Annotated in this window: 22 protein-coding genes and 2 tRNA genes; 20 read left to right on the top strand and 4 right to left on the bottom strand. The window is 39.5% G+C overall.

Annotation, left to right across the window (positions count from 1 at the left end; all coding sequences use genetic code 11):
• The first annotated feature begins 5 nt into the window (after positions 1 to 5).
• The 3 genes from N7E81_RS11680 (at position 6) to N7E81_RS11670 (ending at position 3,613) form a co-directional block, all read left to right on the top strand.
• Positions 6 to 79, top strand: a tRNA-Met gene (locus tag N7E81_RS11680).
• 209 nt (positions 80 to 288) lie between these two features.
• The gene (leuS, locus tag N7E81_RS11675) at positions 289 to 3,072 is read left to right on the top strand and encodes a leucine--tRNA ligase (protein WP_263049765.1); all 2,784 of its coding nucleotides are present in this window, start codon (positions 289 to 291) and stop codon (positions 3,070 to 3,072) included.
• A gap of 100 nt (positions 3,073 to 3,172) precedes the next feature.
• Positions 3,173 to 3,613 carry an SRPBCC family protein gene (locus N7E81_RS11670; protein WP_263049764.1) on the top strand — a complete coding sequence of 147 codons (441 nt, stop codon included), beginning with the start codon at positions 3,173 to 3,175 and terminating at the stop codon, positions 3,611 to 3,613.
• On the opposite strand, the gene N7E81_RS11665 is transcribed toward N7E81_RS11670, so the two are convergent.
• The 3 genes from N7E81_RS11665 to era form a co-directional block, all read right to left on the bottom strand.
• Positions 3,610 to 4,620 (bottom strand): threonine aldolase family protein, encoded by a 1,011-nt coding sequence (locus N7E81_RS11665; RefSeq protein ID WP_263049763.1) that lies wholly within the window; start codon positions 4,618 to 4,620, stop codon positions 3,610 to 3,612. The genes N7E81_RS11670 and N7E81_RS11665 overlap by 4 nt on opposite strands.
• An 81-nt stretch (positions 4,621 to 4,701) precedes the next feature.
• Positions 4,702 to 5,460 carry a lysophospholipid acyltransferase family protein gene (locus N7E81_RS11660; protein ID WP_263049762.1) on the bottom strand — a complete coding sequence of 253 codons (759 nt, stop codon included), beginning with the start codon at positions 5,458 to 5,460 and terminating at the stop codon, positions 4,702 to 4,704.
• A gap of 57 nt (positions 5,461 to 5,517) precedes the next feature.
• On the bottom strand, positions 5,518 to 6,405 hold the full coding sequence (gene era, locus N7E81_RS11655) for a GTPase Era (RefSeq protein WP_263049761.1): 888 nt from the start codon (positions 6,403 to 6,405) through the stop codon (positions 5,518 to 5,520).
• Positions 6,406 to 6,529: 124 nt separating this feature from the next.
• On the opposite strand from era, the gene N7E81_RS11650 reads away from it, so the two are divergent.
• The 13 genes from N7E81_RS11650 to N7E81_RS11590 all read left to right on the top strand — a co-directional run bounded on the left by N7E81_RS11650 (position 6,530) and on the right by N7E81_RS11590 (position 15,788).
• A tRNA-Met gene (locus N7E81_RS11650) sits at positions 6,530 to 6,602 on the top strand.
• 134 nt (positions 6,603 to 6,736) lie between these two features.
• Complete coding sequence (locus N7E81_RS11645; RefSeq protein WP_263049760.1) at positions 6,737 to 7,957, top strand: tyrosine-type recombinase/integrase; 1,221 nt, start codon at positions 6,737 to 6,739, stop codon at positions 7,955 to 7,957.
• A complete protein-coding gene (locus tag N7E81_RS11640; RefSeq protein WP_263049759.1) occupies positions 7,954 to 8,664 on the top strand; it encodes a hypothetical protein in 711 nt (236 codons plus the stop codon). Before N7E81_RS11645 ends, N7E81_RS11640 begins: the two co-directional genes overlap by 4 nt.
• 110 nt (positions 8,665 to 8,774) lie before the next feature.
• Positions 8,775 to 9,056, top strand: a complete 282-nt coding sequence (locus N7E81_RS11635) for a helix-turn-helix domain-containing protein (protein ID WP_263049758.1) — start codon at positions 8,775 to 8,777, stop codon at positions 9,054 to 9,056.
• A gap of 132 nt (positions 9,057 to 9,188) precedes the next feature.
• Entirely contained in the window at positions 9,189 to 9,725 is a 537-nt protein-coding gene (locus tag N7E81_RS11630) for a Lin1244/Lin1753 domain-containing protein (RefSeq protein WP_317624042.1), read from the top strand.
• Positions 9,726 to 9,760: 35 nt separating this feature from the next.
• Positions 9,761 to 10,021, top strand: coding sequence for a hypothetical protein (locus N7E81_RS11625; RefSeq protein WP_263049757.1), 261 nt, complete (start codon positions 9,761 to 9,763; stop codon positions 10,019 to 10,021).
• Positions 10,022 to 10,024: 3 nt separating this feature from the next.
• On the top strand, positions 10,025 to 11,596 hold the full coding sequence (gene dnaB, locus N7E81_RS11620; protein ID WP_263049756.1) for a replicative DNA helicase: 1,572 nt from the start codon (positions 10,025 to 10,027) through the stop codon (positions 11,594 to 11,596).
• Between the two features lie 132 nt (positions 11,597 to 11,728).
• The gene (locus tag N7E81_RS11615; protein ID WP_317624042.1) at positions 11,729 to 12,265 is read left to right on the top strand and encodes a Lin1244/Lin1753 domain-containing protein; all 537 of its coding nucleotides are present in this window, start codon (positions 11,729 to 11,731) and stop codon (positions 12,263 to 12,265) included.
• Between the two features lie 35 nt (positions 12,266 to 12,300).
• Positions 12,301 to 12,567, top strand: coding sequence for a hypothetical protein (locus N7E81_RS11610; RefSeq protein WP_263049754.1), 267 nt, complete (start codon positions 12,301 to 12,303; stop codon positions 12,565 to 12,567).
• A 346-nt stretch (positions 12,568 to 12,913) separates the two neighbouring features.
• The gene (locus N7E81_RS11605) at positions 12,914 to 13,810 is read left to right on the top strand and encodes a helix-turn-helix domain-containing protein (RefSeq protein WP_263049753.1); all 897 of its coding nucleotides are present in this window, start codon (positions 12,914 to 12,916) and stop codon (positions 13,808 to 13,810) included.
• Between the two features lie 2 nt (positions 13,811 to 13,812).
• Positions 13,813 to 14,586 (top strand): hypothetical protein, encoded by a 774-nt coding sequence (locus N7E81_RS11600; RefSeq protein WP_263049752.1) that lies wholly within the window; start codon positions 13,813 to 13,815, stop codon positions 14,584 to 14,586.
• Between the two features lie 305 nt (positions 14,587 to 14,891).
• On the top strand, positions 14,892 to 15,443 hold the full coding sequence (locus tag N7E81_RS11595; protein ID WP_263049751.1) for a hypothetical protein: 552 nt from the start codon (positions 14,892 to 14,894) through the stop codon (positions 15,441 to 15,443).
• Positions 15,444 to 15,788, top strand: a complete 345-nt coding sequence (locus N7E81_RS11590) for a hypothetical protein (protein ID WP_263049750.1) — start codon at positions 15,444 to 15,446, stop codon at positions 15,786 to 15,788.
• Between the two features lie 91 nt (positions 15,789 to 15,879).
• Here the strand turns inward: N7E81_RS11590 and N7E81_RS11585 are convergent, their stop codons facing one another.
• Positions 15,880 to 16,146, bottom strand: coding sequence for a hypothetical protein (locus N7E81_RS11585; protein ID WP_263049749.1), 267 nt, complete (start codon positions 16,144 to 16,146; stop codon positions 15,880 to 15,882).
• Positions 16,147 to 16,362: 216 nt separating this feature from the next.
• Here N7E81_RS11585 and fsa point away from each other — a divergent pair, with 216 nt between their 5' ends.
• From fsa to N7E81_RS11565, 4 genes are read left to right on the top strand one after another with little or no spacing between them, the layout of a single operon-like run.
• Entirely contained in the window at positions 16,363 to 17,019 is a 657-nt protein-coding gene (gene fsa, locus N7E81_RS11580; RefSeq protein ID WP_263049748.1) for a fructose-6-phosphate aldolase, read from the top strand.
• 35 nt (positions 17,020 to 17,054) lie between these two features.
• Complete coding sequence (locus N7E81_RS19405) at positions 17,055 to 17,258, top strand: fructose-6-phosphate aldolase (RefSeq protein ID WP_263049747.1); 204 nt, start codon at positions 17,055 to 17,057, stop codon at positions 17,256 to 17,258.
• A 5-nt stretch (positions 17,259 to 17,263) separates the two neighbouring features.
• The gene (locus N7E81_RS11570) at positions 17,264 to 17,974 is read left to right on the top strand and encodes a cell division ATP-binding protein FtsE (protein ID WP_263049746.1); all 711 of its coding nucleotides are present in this window, start codon (positions 17,264 to 17,266) and stop codon (positions 17,972 to 17,974) included.
• A 10-nt stretch (positions 17,975 to 17,984) separates the two neighbouring features.
• Positions 17,985 to 19,874, top strand: a complete 1,890-nt coding sequence (locus N7E81_RS11565; protein ID WP_263049745.1) for a rhomboid family intramembrane serine protease — start codon at positions 17,985 to 17,987, stop codon at positions 19,872 to 19,874.
• Positions 19,875 to 19,915 lie beyond the last annotated feature (41 nt).

The raw sequence follows: 19,915 nt of genomic DNA, 5'->3' as shown, positions 1-19,915 counted from the left end.
CACACGGCGAGGTAGCTCAGTTGGTTAGAGCGCAGGATTCATAACCCTGAGGTCACGGGTTCAACTCCCGTCTTCGCTACTAGATTCAGAAGGCAGTTCCTTTAATTAGGCAACTGCCTTTTTCATTTTATTGAATCCACTGGAAGATCATATAAGCTAGAATTAGCACCAGAAGGTGGCATTAAAAACCACCCAAACACCTACGCTAGACTACAAGCATAATCTAACCAATAAATTCAATAAACCTATTAATTTTGCGCACTTATACCAAACAGTACCAACAGACAAATGGCATCATACGAGTTCCAAACCATTGAGAAAAAATGGCAACAATACTGGCAAGAGCAGCAGTCTTTTAAGGCTGAAGTAAAACCAGACCAACCAAAATTTTACGCTTTGGATATGTTTCCTTATCCATCTGGAGCAGGGCTACACGTAGGCCACCCTCTGGGCTATATTGCTTCCGATATTGTCTGTAGGTTCAAAAGGTCCAAAGGATTCAACGTCCTACATCCTATGGGCTTTGATGCTTTTGGCTTGCCTGCCGAACAATACGCCATCCAAACGGGGCAGCACCCAGCCGTAACGACCGAAGAAAACATCGCTCGATACAAGGAACAATTAAAAAATATAGGCTTCTCCTTCGACTGGAGCAAAGAAGTACAAACCTGCGATCCTAACTACTATAAATGGACACAGTGGATTTTTCTCCAGCTCTTTGATAGCTGGTATGACTACAATACAAACAAAGCCAGAGCCATAGATGAGCTTACTACACTATTCGCACAAAACGGAAACACGGGCGTAAATGCGGCTTGCGATGAGGACATAACTCATTTTTCTGCTGAAGATTGGACTGGATACTCAGAAGCTCAACAACAAGAGATATTACTACGGTACCGACTCACTTATCTATCCGAAACCACTGTAAACTGGTGCCCAGAAATGGGAACCGTGCTATCCAACGACGAAGTGAAAGATGGCTTTTCTGAAAGAGGCGGGTTTCCTGTAGTAAGAAAAAACATGAAGCAGTGGAGCATGCGCATCACTGCCTACGCCGAGCGTCTACTCGAAGGACTCAGTACAGTCAATTGGCCTGAGCCACTCAAAGAAATGCAGCGCAACTGGATAGGCAAATCCAAAGGAGCTGAAATGGACTTTGCCATAGAAGGGCATGAGGATAAAATCACAGTATTCACTACTCGAATTGATACCGTATGCGGAGTGACTTTTCTGGTACTTGCCCCAGAGTTGGATTTGATCCAAAAAATCACAACAGACGAGCAGCGCAAACATGTACAAGACTATGTAGAAGTGGCCAAAAACAAATCTGAGCGTGATCGCATGACCAACGTGAAGACTGTCTCTGGTGCATTTACAGGTGCGTACGCCATCAACCCGTTCAACAATGAACGTATGCCAATCTGGATCGCAGACTATGTACTCGCTGGATATGGTACTGGCGCAGTAATGGCGGTACCTGGTGGTGACCAGAGAGATTTTGACTTTGCCAAACATTTTGACCTGCCCATACTTCCTGTATATGACGGAATGGATGTAAGCGAAATAGCTGACCCTACCAAGGAAGGCAAGATCATCAACAAAGGCATATTGGAAGGCCTTACTTTTCAAGAGGCAACTGACAAGGCAATTGCTTACCTGGAAGAAAATAGCATTGGTAGTGGCAAAATCAATTACAGAATCAGAGACGCCATCTTTGCTCGACAGAGATATTGGGGAGAACCTGTTCCGATCTATTTCAAGGATGGTATTCCATATCCTGTGGCACAAGAAGACCTTCCAATCGTATTGCCAGAGATCGACAAATACTTACCTACCGAAGATGGCGATCCTCCATTGGCTAGAGCCGAAGGATTTACCTATACACCGAAAGGATCTAGCGAAGCTTATCCACTAGAAATGAGTACGATGCCTGGTTGGGCAGGGTCGAGCTGGTATTGGTACAGATACATGGATGCACAAAACGACGGACAATTTGTATCGGACGAAGCTCAGAACTACTGGAAAGATGTGGATTTATATATTGGCGGCACTGAGCACGCCACAGGCCACCTACTCTACTCTAGATTTTGGAACAAATTTCTATGCGACAAAGGATTTGCAAAGGAAGAGGAACCATTTAAAAAACTGGTGAATCAAGGCATGATTCAGGGACGATCAAATTTTGTTTATCGTGTGAAAGGCACCAACAAATTTGCATCCTTAAACTTAAAAGACCAGCACGACACCACGCCAATGCACGTAGATGTCAGTTTAGTAAATAATGATGTGCTCGACACCGAAGCATTCAAAGCGTGGAGACCTGACTTGAAGGATGCAGAGTTTGTCCTAGAAAATGGCAAGTACCTGTGTGGCTACGAAGTAGAAAAGATGTCGAAATCGAAATACAACGTAGTGAATCCTGATGACATCATAGAGAAATACGGCGCTGACACACTCCGCATGTACGAAATGTTCTTGGGGCCTTTAGAGCAATTCAAGCCTTGGAATACACACGGCATCGATGGCGTATTCAAATTTCTAAGGAAGTTTTGGAGGCTATTTCACGACAGTGAAGAAAACTTCGCCGTATCTGACGACAAGCCTACACAAGAGGAACAAAAAATCATCCATAGGACGATCAAGAAAGTAGAAGAAGATATCAACAACCTGTCGCTCAACACTTCGGTAAGTACGCTCATGATTGCTGTGAATGAACTGACTTCATTGAAATGCAACAAGCGAGAAGTGCTGGAGAAATTGGTGATTGCGCTATCTCCCTTTGCTCCTCACCTAGCCGAGGAATTATGGGAGCAGCTAGGACATACTGGCGGCGTGAGTTTGGCACAATTCCCTGCATTTGACGAAAGCTTCTTAACAGAGAGCTCACATGAATATCCGATATCAATCAATGGCAAAGTGAGAGCTAAAATCTCCTTCCCGATAGACAAGTCAAAAGAAGAAATAGAAGCAGAAGTATTGGCACACGAAGCCGTGCTCAAGTGGACAGAAGGCAAACCACCCAAAAAGATGATTATCGTACCGAAACGAATCATCAATGTGGTTGTATAATCTGGCTATAAAATAACAAAAGCGGCACATGGATCTGATCAGTGTGCCGCTTTTATTTTGACGCATGAATAGTTATATTGGTTAAACAAATACACTACTCATGAAATACACTGTTGACATACTCATAGACCTACCAAGAGCGAAAGTCATCGAACTGTTCGACAACCCAGAACTCATGCCCAAATGGCAGCCAGACTTGGTTAGTTTTGAGCCATTGAGTGGAGCACCCAGTCAGCCTGGATCCAAAGCCAAATTACACTATAAAATGGGCAAACGAGAAGTAGAGATGATAGAGACCATTGCTAAAAACACGCTACCAGAAGAGCTTGTAGCTACCTACGAAACCAAAGGAGTGTATAACCTCATTTCTAATAGGTTTGTGGCCACCAGTGATCATCAAACCCAATGGGTCTCTGAAAATGAGTTTCAATTTTCTGGATTTATGAAATTGATCGGCTTTTTTATGAAAAGTGCTTTTCCTAAACAGACGCTTAAGTTTATGAATCAATTCAAGACTTTTGCTGAAGCAACAGAAAGTTAAGCCAATATTTCCATCGTTTTTTGAAGCATATCATCGGTATAGTTGAGATGTGTCACTAGGCGCACTTCATTAGGACCAAACGGCACAGCCAGTAAGCCTCGCTTTTTCCATGCCTCAAGCAGTTGCTTCATAGGCTTATCTTTAGCCAGAGTCACTATAACGATATTAGTCCCTGCAGACACGATATTTTCCACATACATTTTATCCTCAAACAAATTGGCCAATTGCGTGGCTCTCCGATGGTCGTCTTTAAGGCGATCCACATTGTTTTCCAAAGCATATATACAAGCTGCGGCCAAATAGCCTGCCTGTCTCATACCTCCCCCCATTACTTTCCTGACCCGACGTGCACGACCGATAGCCTCTTTAGAACCAATTAAAGCAGATCCTACTGGCGCACCCAATCCTTTGGAGAAACAAACCGAAAGTGTATGAAAACATTTACCATGATCTAGGGCGCTTTCGCCTGAGCTCACCAGCGCATTAAAAATCCGTGCACCATCCAAATGCATTTTCAACTTATTAGCTACGGCCACTTTGGCAATCTCTTTGATGACATCTAGCGGAAAAACACTACCCCCACCTTTGTTTACAGTATTTTCAATAGCGATCAAAGAAGTACGCGCATAATGAATGTCATCAGGATTGATATTCTTTTTCACATCATTAGCTGTAAAGCGGCCCAAATCTCCATGCAGTAATTTGATAGACACCATAGAATTGTATGCTGCTCCTCCTCCTTCATAATTATAAATATGAGAAGTTCGATCACATAGGATCTCATCCTGTGGCTGCGTATTGATCCTCAAAGCTATTTGATTAGCCATGGTACCAGAAGGACAAAACATAGCTGCTTCTTTACCGAAATATTTGGCAATTTTATTTTCTAACATCAAAATGGTAGGATCTTCGCCAAACACATCATCTCCCACTTCGGCAGCCATCATGACTTGTAGCATTTCATCAGATGGTTTAGTTACGGTATCACTTCTTAGATCTATGATCATTCTTCTATTATAAAATGGAGTATTGGGCTGAATTCAACCAAAAAATAAATATAACAATCACAGCCATCAATCCTATTGGAATCAGGAATTCAATCGGTCTAATTCTGATTGAATGATGTGATGTACGTCATTTTGAAAATCTTGCAACTGATCTAGTGTATAGCCTCTAGGGTCGATGGGTTCATGAATGACCATTCTACATTTTTTCCTTTTCAGCAGAAACTGCCCGTCGTCGGGGAAGATATGCCAATTATCGGCTAATGTGACTGGCACCAAAGCCGTTCCTGTCTCAATAGCCATACGAAATGGTCCTTCTTTAAAATTTTCCATCTGAGGAGGCTGGCTGGCCCTTATCCCCCCTTCTGGAAAAACGGTTAAGGAAAACCCCGACCGAAGTGCATCGATGCTTTTCTGATAGGTGGCATACCGATCTCTCAACCTAGTCCTATCTACAGTGATATGAAATCGCTTAAACACAAGCCCCAGCAAGGGCACTTTCACAATAGACACCTTTCCCACAAACTTGAATGGCACAGGTACAAAAGGCATGGTAGCAATATCCAGAAAAGAAAAATGATTGGGACAAAAGATATAATTAGCCTGATGATCTAGCTTGCCTTTACGGACAACCTGAATCGGGACGCCAATAAGCAAAAAGAAAATATGCGCCCAGTAGTGATTGACCAACAATGCCAATCGATCTGTCTTTAACAAAAAAGCAAGTAAAACTATAGGTGTACCCAGCAAGAAAGTGAGTATAAAAACCAAGCCCACATAAAGGACATAAAGTCTATTTACAATCAATCGGAAAGGCTTAGTTTTTACTTTATCTGAATTCATTTGGTGCATAACAACTGCGCGCAAAGCTATTAGATCTAAGAAAAGATGTAAAGTGATTTAGCCTTTATAGCCAAATTTTTTGAGTAAGCTATCTTTCTTGCGCCAGTCGGTAGCCACTTTCACAAAAGTCTCCAAAAAGACCTTCTTGCCGAAAAATTTCTCCATTTGCAATCGAGCTTCTGTCCCCACCTTTTTAATGGCCTCTCCCCCTTTACCTATGATGATTCCCTTTTGCGATTTTCGCTCTACATATATTTCCGCACGCAGGCGAATGATCTCCTCGTCTTCTTTGAAAGACTCAATCTCAACCTCTGTACTGTAGGGCACTTCTTGTTTATAATTTTTAAATATCTGCTCTCTAATGATCTCAGAAGCAAAAAATTTCTCTGGCTTATCCGTCAGGGTATCCCCTGGGAAATAAGCAGGATGCTCTGGCATCAATTCTAATATCCGAGCAAACAGTAGGTCTATGTTTTCTTTATTCAGAGCAGACACGCTCATTATTTCCACCTCTGGATATAGCAATTGCCAATAGTCGATTTTATCAGTAAGGCGAGAACCTTTGTTGAGGTCAGACTTGTTGATCACCATGATCACTGGAGAACCGCTGGCAATGATACGATCTAGCATCTCCTCGTCCTCTTGCTTTTCCATCAGCTCCACCACATAAAGCACCAAATCCGCATCTTCTAAGGAAGCACTTACGAACTTCATCATAGATTCTTGCAGGGTATATTGCGGCTTCAATAAACCAGGCGTATCTGAATAAACTACTTGAAAATTGTCTCCAGTAAGTATACCCATTATCCGATGTCGGGTGGTTTGTGCTTTGGATGTGATGATGGATAAATTATCACCTACTAATGCATTCATCAAAGTAGATTTTCCTACATTAGGCTTACCCACGATGCTCACATAGCCTGACTTAAAATTAGTTTCGCTCATATTAGAAAATAAACCCAAAGGTACTTGTTTTTTAATCAATAGACTTCTACTTTTGCATCGCAATTGAGGGAAAAACTAGTGAATTTATGACTTTCTAGCCTTGATTCAACACAAATACAAACATCGCGGGATGGAGCAGTTGGTAGCTCGTCGGGCTCATAACCCGAAGGTCGCTAGTTCGAGTCTAGCTCCCGCTACTAGAGAGGATTTTAACGAATCTCACCAAACCCTAAAGCACTATACATTAGAGCTTTAGGGTTTTTTATTGTTCACTAATATACGTGGAAATTCGCATTTTTGTTATTAATTTTATTATTAATAAAAAAGTGCATTGAAAAAATATCCTTCCATATCAGTTGTACACAACAGACTTAATTACAAGTCCAAATCAGGGCTATCCCCTGTATATCTACGAATATATCACAAAGGAAAAACAGATTATGCACTGCTCGACATAGTCCCTCCTATTCACAAACGGGATTGGATTGGAGACACACATCAAGACTTGTATGTGTTAAAGCCCGAAATCAACCGTATCATCCGAGATATTCTTTTCCATACAAGAGACTGGGTTCAGGATAGAATCTTAATGGGACATCCATTAACTGTAAAAGAAATCAAGGAACATCTTCAGCTATCCAAAACCAATGAAACTTTCAACGAATTTATTGATAGATACATTCGTCATATCAATAAGCGCAAAAGTGACGAAGAAAAACTTTCACCACTCACTGTACAGACATACAGGAGTTTTGAAGTAAGGCTCAATGAGTTTAGACCAGACATTCGATTTGACGACCTCACACCTACATTTATTTACGAATTTGAGCGCTTTCTTGCCGTGGATTGCAAACTACGTGGTGTTACACGTGTCAAACATTTTGATAAGTTCAAAATATGCTATAGAGCAGCTTTAAAAGAAGGTCTGGTGAAATTGGATGTGAAATTGATGTTTGATGATCTTAAAATTAAACAAGAAAAGAGTCGTAGGGTATCACTCACCCAGGCTGAGCTTCGCGCTTTACGAGACACTACATTGCCTGATCCCAGAGATGAATTTTTCAAAAACATATTTCTCTTTGGCTGTCTGACCGGGCTATACTATTCGGACATTCGAAACCTTACTCACGCCAATATTGAAGAAATAAAACTTGAAGACAATGAAGAATCAGTTAGGTATATAGCAGGACACAGGTCTAAGAATGATGAAGAATTCGTTATTCCAATCTTTCCAGACACTCAAAAGATTCTAGATCGTTTTTCCTCCTGGAATAAGGATAAGAAACCAAGTAAAATACTATTGTTCAAGGAGCTCATCTCTGATCAAAAATTCAACTTAAAACTAAAGTCAATTGCGAGTCAGTTGGAAATAGATAAAGAAATAAGTGCAAAAGTCGCACGACACAGTTTTACAGAAATGATGGTATCACTTGGGGTACCCATAAAAAAGGTAGGTAGAGCTCTCGGTCATCAAAAAACATCGACAACTGAGATCTACGGTCGTCAGAGCAAAGCGAATGCCATGCGTGGATGGATAGATTTAAAATTATGAACAAAAAGATAATAGGTATAAAAGAAGATATTGAAAGAAATAAAAAAATTGGTTTCTATAAAAGCGAATATTTTGATAATATATATGAAGACTTTCAACTAGATGTAATGAAAGTCATAACCCGAACCTTCGTCCATAATGAAGCCATTGAATGGCTTCAGGCATTAAGAAAGATAAATTATATTTTCTCACAAGGACGTCCACTTTTTTATGATCAAATATCTATTGAAGAAACAGGAAAAAGATTTTTTCGTGTTGAGGACATAATCCCCAATTTAGAATTACTTACATCATCCTATCAAAACAATTACTTAATAGAAATTATAAAAACCTACTTCAATGTTGATGAATACACTCCAGAAGATCAACTGCTTAACCCAAACCTTTTTAAAGATTTAGGTGACTTTTATAGATTTAATGAAAAGGCACAAAAATGGCTTTTGCATTATTTAGAAATTCTCGATGCAAAACAGATAGATATTTGGAAAATAAATGAAGCTCTGAAACACATAGAGAACGAAAAAAAGCCTGTCCCGCTAAAAAGAAAAGATTTTGCTAACCAGGTTTTAAACACCAGCTATGATACCTATAATAGGTTCATCAATGAAGCAGGGTTAAGGAACAAAATTCCAAAAAAAGGAAATCTTGACCCAGATCTTCAAGATTATTTAAAGGAAGTCTTCAATTCTTGGCGCTATAAAAAATAATTCCTTGCAAAACATTTATAAACATTGCAAGAGACTTGCAAACACAACTTTTTCTTGCATCCAAACAACACTGAACGTTACTCTTGCTTTGTAAAATTAAAGCAGAGAAAATGGAACATACATTAATAGCAATTCCCAAAGAGGCTTATCAAGAGATTCAACTCATGAAATCTGATATAGCAGAAATAAAGCATTTGATTCTTCGAGAGAATAATGTTCTTCAAAAAGAATACTTAAGTATCAAAGAGACATGTAGTATTCTAAATTTTGGAAGGACTAAAATCCACAAACTCATCAACGAAACCCGCCTAGATCGAGTGAAACGAGATCGAAGAGCCTACATCACGAGAGAGTCAATCGAACGATTCCTAAAGACCCCTACCAACAAATAAAGCCGCCCAAATAGGCGACTTTCCACTTTTATGATTTCTTATGCGTGGTATTACCAGTACCACGCCATCACAAAACAATTATGGCTAATTTAAGCAATTTTAGACACTTTTACGGTATGCGTGCACTTTTCTATGCACGCAAGCACACCCACTTCCACGCATCTTTTATATCTGAACCATTGGAGGGGGGGCAATATGTCTGACGCTACCAAACTACACACCTACTACTTCAAACATCATCTGAACATGTTAGAAAGCATGAACATCATACAAATGATGGAAAAGCACGGATGGGAAGGTTATGGTATTTTCATGGCAGTGCTTGAATTATTAGCAAAGCAAAAAAGTTTCTCTTTGACTCTGGCGCAAATTAATGCATGGTGCAAACGCAATGCTATCGATATTAGAGTTTGCAAATCAATTATAACTAAATACGAGATTTTTGTCTTGGATGAGAATCAGTTTTATCATCATGATCTTAAAGCAGATATGGAGGGGATACAAGATTATAGAGAAATGCAATCTCGCCATGGTAAAGAAGGAGGTTTAAAATCCGCTGAGAGTAGAAAAAAAAAAACAAAATTAAACCTAATTCAAGCAGTGCTTCAACCACCCCTTCAACCAACGCTAAGAACGCTGCTCATACCACTGCCCAAGCCAGTAAAGTAAAGGATAGTAAAGTAAAGGATAGGAAAGGAAAGTATATGTACACAGAGATTAAGATTGATATTCTTGAAAATGAACAATTAATCAAAGATCTAATTTCGGCTACTAATGCCTCCGAGGGAGCTATCAAACGCAAACTCTCCGACTTCCCTAAATCCTTCAGGTCTGATTTGGAAAAAACCCCAGACGAATGGAAAGACTATGCTTTCAACTGGACGAAGAAAAAATTGTCAAACCCCGATGGAAAACAAGCCATCGATCAACCAATTAAATTTTTCAGAGGATTCAAACCAAAATAAAAAATGACCAAGCAAAACAATAACACCGAACTTTTGGGAAAGGTACCACCGCAAAACCTAGATATGGAACAAGTAGTACTAGGAGCGATGATGTTAGAAAAAGATAGCATCAACCACGTGGTAGGTTTTCTCGAAGCAGAAGACTTCTACAGCCCCGCACACGGACTAATATTCAAGGCCATACTTACACTCTTTGGGAAAAGTGAACCAGTGGATATAATGACCGTAGTAGCACAGCTCAGAGAAGACGGAAATATAGAAACTGTAGGCGGCGCACACGCAGTAGTATCACTTACTACTCGAGTAAATAGCGCTGCCAATATAGATGCACATTCTAAAATCATAAAAGAGCAGGCACTCAAACGCGCTTTAATAAAATTAGGATCGGAGATAGTGAATCTGGCCTACAATGAAACAGAAGACGTATTTGATTTAATTGAGCGGACAGACCAGCAGCTATACAAGCTATCGGCCACGCTGTCTAGTTCCTCATACGTAGACATGGGGTCTAAAAAAGTAGTAAAATCTCTAGTAGATCAAATAGAAGCCTCGCGAGAAGCCTATCTAAACAATGAAGTGATAGGTGTACCGTGTGGACTATCCGAACTAGACCGAATCACAGGCGGTTTTAGAAGTTCAGAACTCATCATCATAGCTGCACGACCCGCCATGGGTAAGTCCGCGATGGTAGCCAGTATTATGAAAAATTGCGCAGAGTTTGGGCAGGCAGTAGGTATGTTTTCATTAGAAATGAGCTGGACAGAGATAGGCATACGCATGATAGCCATGCACAGTGAAGTCATGCTAGAGAGCTTGAGAAACGGAAACATAAAAGAATACGAACTAGAACGAATACTTCATAAATCTGGCAACATGATAGACAAGCCCATCTATGTAGACGACAGTGCAGCTCTATCAATATTCCAAATGCGTACCAAAGCCAGGATGCTCAAGAAAAAACACGACATCAAACTACTGATCGTAGACTATATGCAACTCGGAGAAGGAAACCAAGGAGGCAATAGAGAGCAAGAAATAGCCAGTATATCAAGAGGGCTTAAAAACATTGCTAAAGAGCTAGACATACCCGTAATAGCACTATCTCAACTCAGCCGCGCAGTAGAAACACGCGGGGGAAACAAACGCCCACAGCTATCAGACCTCAGAGAGTCTGGATCAATCGAGCAAGATGCGGATAAGGTTATGTTTCTCTACCGCCCAGAATATTACGAGATCATGGAAACAGAGGAAGGATACCCCACCGCTGGAATAGGAGAGGTAATCATTGCCAAAAACAGAAACGGACGACTAGGCAGTGCCTGGCTACAGTTCTTAGGACAATACACCAAATGGCAAGATCAATCAGGCGACTGGCATCATGTCCAAAAGGAACCTATGGCCGTGCAAGAGCTACCAGATCAGCCTAATTTTCCTATCACAGATACCAATTTCGGGAAAACCAAAATACATCAACTCATAAATGATGCCCGCCTGGATCGAGTGAAACGAGATCGAAGAGCCTACATCACGAGAGAGTCAATCGAACGATTCCTAAAGACCCCTACCAACAAATAAAGCCGCCCAAATAGGCGACTTTCCACTTTTATGATTTCTTATGCGTGGTATTACCAGTACCACGCCATCACAAAACAATTATGGCTAATTTAAGCAATTTTAGACACTTTTACGGTATGCGTGCACTTTTCTATGCACGCAAGCACACCCACTTCCACGCATCTTTTATATCTGAACCATTGGAGGGGGGGCAATATGTCTGACGCTACCAAACTACACACCTACTACTTCAAACATCATCTGAACATGTTAGAAAGCATGAACATCATACAAATGATGGAAAAGCACGGATGGGAAGGTTATGGTATTTTCATGGCAGTGCTTGAATTATTAGCAAAGCAAAAAAGTTTCTCTTTGACTCTGGCGCAAATTAATGCATGGTGCAAACGCAATGCTATCGATATTAGAGTTTGCAAATCAATTATAACTAAATACGAGATTTTTGTCTTGGATGAGAATCAGTTTTATCATCATGATCTTAAAGCAGATATGGAGGGGATACAAGATTATAGAGAAATGCAATCTCGCCATGGTAAAGAAGGAGGTTTAAAATCCGCTGAGAGTAGAAAAAAAAAAACAAAATTAAACCTAATTCAAGCAGTGCTTCAACCACCCCTTCAACCAACGCTAAGAACGCTGCTCATACCACTGCCCAAGCCAGTAAAGTAAAGGATAGTAAAGTAAAGGATAGGAAAGGAAAGTATATGTACACAGAGATTAAGATTGATATTCTTGAAAATGAACAATTAATCAAAGATCTAATTTCGGCTACTAATGCCTCCGAGGGAGCTATCAAACGCAAACTCTCCGACTTCCCTAAATCCTTCAGGTCTGATTTGGAAAAAACCCCAGACGAATGGAAAGACTATGCTTTCAACTGGACGAAGAAAAAATTGTCAAACCCCGATGGAAAACAAGCCATCGATCAACCAATTAAATTTTTAGAGGATTCAAACCAAAATAAATACTAAGAACTCATGCCATCGAAGAACAACGAACGAACCGATAGCACCCGTGTCCAATTAAAACCATACTTCAAAGCGGATCTGGCAGAACTATATGATGTTTCCCCTAGATCATTGCGTGATATGATAGGTCGATACCCAAAACTGAAAAAAAACTTAGGAAACGTTAAGCTACTTACTCTAAGGCAAGTAGAAATGGTTTTTGACGTACTAGGCTGGCCTCGAATACGGCAAGAATGATTTATTTAAACTTTATCAGCAGGTAAACTACGGAAAAGTGCGGCAAGCGGCCAAGTCTTGTAGCCCCAGCTATAAAGATTCGTTAAGTATTGCAAATTCAAACAACAATATCATGAAAACAGAATTTATAGAAGCCATACAACTGCATAACGAAGGGTACTCACTAGAAGACATCGCAGAAAGCGTCGAAGTCAAACAGGCCACAGTCAAACGATGGATCGAACAACACGAAGCAAGTCTATCTCTAGCCGGTATAACTGAAGAAGACGAAGAGTCCTTCACTTCTACCCTTGGTGCCATTCACGAAAGCAATCAGCTCAAGAGAAAAGAACTGGAGCGTCTGGATCGAAAAGAAGCAGTACAAAAAGAGAAGGACAACAGGATCCTTATAAAAGATTTTCAAAATCTATGCGAAGGAATCCGTGAGCACGTTGAGGGTTCTAAATGGAATTTCGAAGAGGTTGAAAAAGTTGCATCCAAAATAGAGGATTTAAAAGGGCGTATTGAAGAGCATTTTGAATTTAATGATGATGTTACCGAAACAAATTCCGTTTTTCAAATTCTAGGTATTCTTCAAGATGAATTCGAACAGCTTAAAGAATCTGGACCAGGTTATTCATTCGTTTTTGATTGGGCACGTCCGAAAATCCATCTACTCGATCAGGCATTAGAAATCAACGACCTGAGGAATGTAGAATTTGACAATTGTAAATTCGAAAAAGAGCTAGCAGCCGACACCATCCAAAGCACTCTTAATGGGCTTAATGGGTTTGATGGCAGACAAGTTGATATAGATGATCTTCAAACAATGGAAGGCATGCTAGAGACCGCTCAAGAGACCCTCGAGTCACTTGTAGAAGAAGACCTGGATGAATTAGGAGAAGACATTGAAAAAATCGATCAGATCAGGAATTATTTGACTGAGCTAAAAATTCGAGTTGACGAAAGTTTCTGGAAAGAAAAAAAGTGTAATCTGCCTAAAATTGGATCAGAAAAGCAAATCGACTAGCTATGACCTACAATGAATTGATGGACATTAGTTCCGTAGAAACAAGGGGGCTATCTGGTTCTTCTGGGTTAGGTAGTCTAGACCCTATATCTCTTGGCGTAAATATTCTTTCCATTGGAGGAAAAATATTAGGCAACAAACCTAATCCTACAACAGCGCAGATTGAACAGGTTGAAGATTATTCCAGACAACTAAAAAATGCAGCGACAGAGGTAGAACAAGAGTTACGTGTTTTAGAAAAAATTGCTGAAATCACAGTTCCTCAAACTCCATTCAAATTAAGGGATTTGAAAATTAAAACACTAGAAAAAGCACTTTCCAAAAATGAATTATGGAAAAAAATGGACGGGCCATGGGCTGTTTTTAGAGGAAAATACTACGATGCAGCCGTAGTTATAAGCAAGGAATATCAGGCACAACTGGATGAGTATATCAAAGCAGCACAAAAAGTGGAAGCCGATATCAAAATAAAACAGATAGAGCAGCAAAAATCCCAAGCAGCCGCAGCAAAAAAGATCGCTGAAGCTCAACAAAAACAAATCATTGCTCAACAACAAGCCGCCCAAATCAACAACTACAAGCCAGTAAGCGTGTCGGGGTCAGGAGGAAACATACTTACCGCAGGTAGTAATAACAAAATCTTTATTGGCGTACTTGGTTTATTGGCAGCAGGCACGCTGATATGGGGAGTGATGCCAGATAACTCAGAAACAAAAAAATTTCCTCTGAATCCCATTCGGGGTGGAGGAAAATCAGAATCTATAGAAGTAAAATAATTAGTGATTGGTAATTTTATATTGTAATGATGGGGACTGAAATCAGCCCCCATTTTTTGTTGCTAATTTGGAGCGTGGTGGGTCGTGGCAAAATAAAGCACACACTATGGCACACGCTACAAGACTAATTTAAAACCACATTTAATTGAAAAATTGAGGTATATTTAAGGTATTCATGCGTGAGGTAGATGGCCATGCATGAATTCAGAAAACACAAAGCGTTTTTCAATATTTTGATAAAAAACATACTTTTTACCTAACTTTACGTTAGTATTGAATCAGCAGCAGAAATAGACACAATTGAAATGAACGCTCTTCACAGCACATATTCAAATGGATTGGATTCGAATTTCGGTCTTAATCCAATAACAAATTTTCTACCCCAAGCAATAGAGTTTATTAATAAAGTAGCAGACTATTTGCTTGGTATAGTAGGACAAATAATGCTGTTACCTATAACATTGCCTTTGATGCTCATAGCACACATTGCGTTATATTTCTCTCACCGGATTGTAAAAAAAGCATTTATGGATTTGGACAGAGATATTGTGAATTGTAGTGAAGACTTTTTAATTGATTACCATTTATTATTAGAAGACAAGGTTCTATTCTTAAGAAGAATAGAAAATAATTACAACCCTTCAAAAGCCACTCTTTTATCTCGACCCTTAGCAAATAAGGCATTCTCAACTTACCACCTGGTATATGAGATGGAATCAAAACTCAAAAAACACATTTACCCAGACTTAGGGAAAAAACCAAGTCAGCTTGACCTTGAGAGACTTGCAAAAACATTCGAGGACATGCCAGAACTGCGGGATCCAGAATTAGATATCTACGAGAAACTATACTGCTAATTGGCACGATATCAAGTTGGTGATGTAGTTCTCTGTTGGGTAGCATGGGAAAATCCAGATGGCTCTTTTGATTCCAAATGTCGCCACAGCATTGTTTATCGCGTTGATGGTGATCAAGAAAGACTTATTCTCGCTGGATATGGCAAAGACAGAACAGGGAAAGTAAAAGGATTAAGGATAGAGGCCAACTCTAAGGAAGGAAAGGAAATGAGACTACAAAAGGATACATTTTTTAATTGTGAAAATCCCAAAGAAGTCTTTTTTAGAGACATTGAAAGAAAGATAGGAACAGCTCGTTTGGTCATGGATCAGATAGATGATATCATGGAAGACTTAGGCCTTTAATTTTGATAGAAACCTTATATTTAGTAATCGGTTAACTGGTAAAATTTATTTGAATATTGTTTTGTGTGGGAGGCAATGGCCAATCAGATCACTATGCTTCTCTTGGTATTTTCATATCAAAGCAAAGGGCTCTCTCCTTAAGTCTCGAAGACATACAAGCATGCAGTTCTTCTAACAGCCAAGCAAGATTTAATGCTTCACGGTCTGAAATTGTCTGATCCTCAATTGAATTTAACAGTACCCTGTTTAAAACAAGAAACCGTTGTGAAAAAGAGTGATCTTGATAATTATCAAGAATTTCGTCTAGCTTTTCAAGTGACTGAATTTGAAGCTGTTTTTTAGTTTTTGATACTTCCATTTTTACTCTATTTATGTTATTAATTTATTGTAACCAAATGATTTTCAAATGATTAAAAAGTCTAGCTCCCGCTACTACTATAAGGCACTTAGAATTTCTAAGTGCCTTTTTCTATTAAAGCCATTCTATTAATTCCTTCGTTCACTATTTCATTGATCCTTTTCTATATAATTTTGTTGCAACAGCAATTTCATTCACACTAAACAAACAGAAAATATGAAATTTTTCATCGACACGGCCAATCTTGACGAAATTCAAGAAGCGTACGACTTAGGCGTATTGGATGGCGTGACAACCAACCCATCTTTGATGGCCAAAGAAGGCATCACTGGTCAGGACAACATCTTGGCGCATTACAAAAAAATCTGTGATATCGTAGACAACAACGTAAGTGCAGAAGTAATTGCCACTGACTACGAAACGATGATGAAAGAAGCGCACGTGCTTGCAAAAATCGATGACAAAATCGTGGTAAAAGTACCAATGATCAAAGACGGCATCAAAACGATCAAAGCATTGAGCAGTGAAGGTATCAGAACCAATTGCACTTTGATCTTCAATGCTGGACAAGCCTTATTGGCAGCCAAAGCTGGAGCTTCATATGTATCCCCATTCATCGGGCGATTGGATGACATCTCTGTAGATGGCTTGCAATTGATCGAACAAATCGTGCATATTTATGGCAACTACCCAGAACTTCAAACTGAAGTACTTGCTGCTTCTGTGAGACACAACATGCATTTGATTCACTGCGCAGAAATAGGTGCCGATGTGGCCACTTGCCCTCTCAAAGTAATCACAGGACTACTCAAACACCCACTGACTGACAGCGGACTAGCACAGTTTCTAGCGGATCACAGCAAAGGAAACTAATCGCATCTATTCATCATCTCGCAGCCAACTATCTAATGCATATCATTAAGGTAAAAGGGAAAGCCAAAATACCAGACTATATCCAACTACGGGATGATGATTTCGTTTTAATTGCCTATTTTCGAGCAGATCGGCCCTTAAAAAAACTAGACAAATATGGTCTAGAGGGCAAGGAAGAAGCTCTCAAACAAGTGATTGACTCACTTCCTTTCGGAAAAATACAACCCTTAAACATATAAGTACAATGGAATTTAGTGCGAACCCTGTGGTAGAAGTAAAAGAGGCAACCATCTATCAGGAAAATCAGGCCGTACTTCATTCGATCAGCTTTGAGATCGGCAAGGGCGAATTTGTTTATCTGGTAGGCCGAACAGGTAGTGGCAAATCATCACTCCTCAAAACCTTATATGCAGACCTTGATTTACGCACTGGCACAGCCGAAGTCGCAGGGTTCGATATCAGCTCCTTGAAATCAAAAAATGTGCCCTACCTCCGTAGAAAAATAGGCATCATCTTTCAGGATTTTCAGCTATTCGCAGACCGAACCGTTGCCGAAAATCTCATTTTTGTAATGAAGGCCACTGGCTGGAAAGACAAAGTGAAAATCAAAACCAGACTAGCAGAAGTATTAATGCGAGTAGGTTTAGGCGCAGCAGCAGACAAACAGCCTCATCAACTCTCTGGAGGAGAGCAACAGCGTGTGGTAATCGCTCGTGCCCTAATCAACGAACCAGTGATCTTGATTGCAGATGAGCCTACTGGAAACCTCGACCCAGAGGTAGCCGACGGTATTTTCAATCTGTTTTTAGAAATCAACCGAAACGGCACAGCTATTCTCATGGCCACTCACAATCACAATTTCATCAACAACTACCCACACCGAACGCTCAAGTGCGAAGACGGTAAATTGTTAGATTCTAATAAAGAGGAATTTGAATTGAGTGGGCATTATTAATAATAAGTAAATGGCAAAACCAGCTATACCTAAACTAAGCCTACAAAACTTAAAAGCACACAAAGGAACTTACCTACTAATCCTAATCAATATTATCTCATTTGATTTTCAATCAGATGAAATAACTCATATCAGTCTCCTTTCTGAAGGCGCTAATTTTGCTCCATATTCTTTGGCTCACCAGCCCCATCGATTAATTACTTCCCTTTTTCTTCATAGCAATTTTTTCCACCTATTAATTAATATTTATAGCCTGTTTTATATCGGGAGGATTATCGAAGAAAGAATTGGCTTTTGGGAATTTATAAATTTATACTTTTTCTCCGGAGTCATTGCTTCTCTTACAAGTTGCTACTTGAATTTATTCATTGTTAGCGTAGGGGCGAGTGGAGCTATATTCGGTCTTTATGCCTATCAATTTTGGGATGAATGGAAACGAAAACAAGCTGAAAAAAAATCAATGATTATAAACTTCATTGTCTTTCTAATTATCAATCTCAGCATCGGCCAACGACTCAATATTGATCAGTATGCTCACCTCGGTGGCTTTTTTGGTGGATTGGGCGTTTATTCACTCACCTATATTCAGCAATTTTCTATTTCAAAATGGCTCCTTTGGGTATTGCCAGCATTTTTTTACTTCATAGCTCCTCAGACGCAGCGCACATATTATGAAGCCTACGAATATATGCAACTCAAAGACGGTCATATCCGATCTGCCTTAAACTCAGACTATCTCAGTCATCAAGAGCAAGCCGAAAAAATAAACGTAGTAAAAAACTTACCTGATTCCATTAAAATCAAATTTTCAAGAATAGAAAATCTACCACTAGCCTTACAGTCGGATACTGCGATTATTAATAATTTCTTTAATTATAGATCTCAACAAATATATTATTTCTTGAAATTATTAGAGAATGACTCTTATCTGTACAAGGATAGCATACTGTACATCAATAAAAAACTGATGGGCGCTGCAAGACCTCAATATGCCCTAGGGTTCAATTATAATGATGATAACAGTAAAGTAATAAACATCAATAATGTAGGTCTAAAACAGGAAAGAGAGTACTATGATGAAAATTGGGATCCAACCCCACTTGTCTATAAAGCCAAATATTACAGAATAGGCACAAAGGATAGCTTAAACAATTGGCATGGACAAATTGTAGACTACTATGTCGATGATACTCCTCAGATGACTGGCACCTACCATCGAAGTCTCAAACAGGGTATATTCATTTATTACAACAAAGATGGGACAATTTCATCAGCTGGCTGCTTTAAAAACGATGAAAATGTTGGTAAGTGGGAATACTATTATTCTGGAAATAAGCTGGCATCCGAAATCAAATATATTGGCAATTATTCCTATATCGTAAATATTTTTGACTCTCTAGGAAATCAATTAGTTAAAGATGGCAAAGGCATCGATATTGGTTTTCATAGCAATGGGACTACTGCATACAAAAGAACAATTGAGGGAGGTCTGAATCATGGCATACATGAAGCATATTATGAAGACGGCCAACCTTATTTCATAGAATATCACAATAAAGGTGATCTTGATTACGGCATTTCTTATGATACACTTGGCAACGTATATCGATATGATGAACAAACCGAATGGCCATATCCAGAAGGAGGGTTTGAGAAATTGATTGAGTACTTTGAGTCCAATAATCAAATGAAATCAGATGAATTTCAAGACTATGTAGAGCTGAAATTTAGTGTAAGAACAGATGGTAGTATTCACGAAATAGTAGTCACTAGAAGCTTGCACCCCACCTTAAACGATCATGCAAAACAACTCCTTCTAAACGGCCCTAAATGGCACCCAGCTCGCTATAGAGGATTTGAAATTGTCGAAAGGATGGCTTTTGCCCGAGTCAATTTTTAGATTTCAAGAACAAACAAAATACTTCAATGTAAAGCATAAAA

Source organism: Reichenbachiella carrageenanivorans (genome assembly GCF_025639805.1).
Lineage (GTDB): Bacteria > Bacteroidota > Bacteroidia > Cytophagales > Cyclobacteriaceae > Reichenbachiella > Reichenbachiella carrageenanivorans.
The sequence above is the reverse complement of the archived record's forward strand: the minus strand, read 5'-3'. Positions and strand labels throughout refer to the sequence as shown.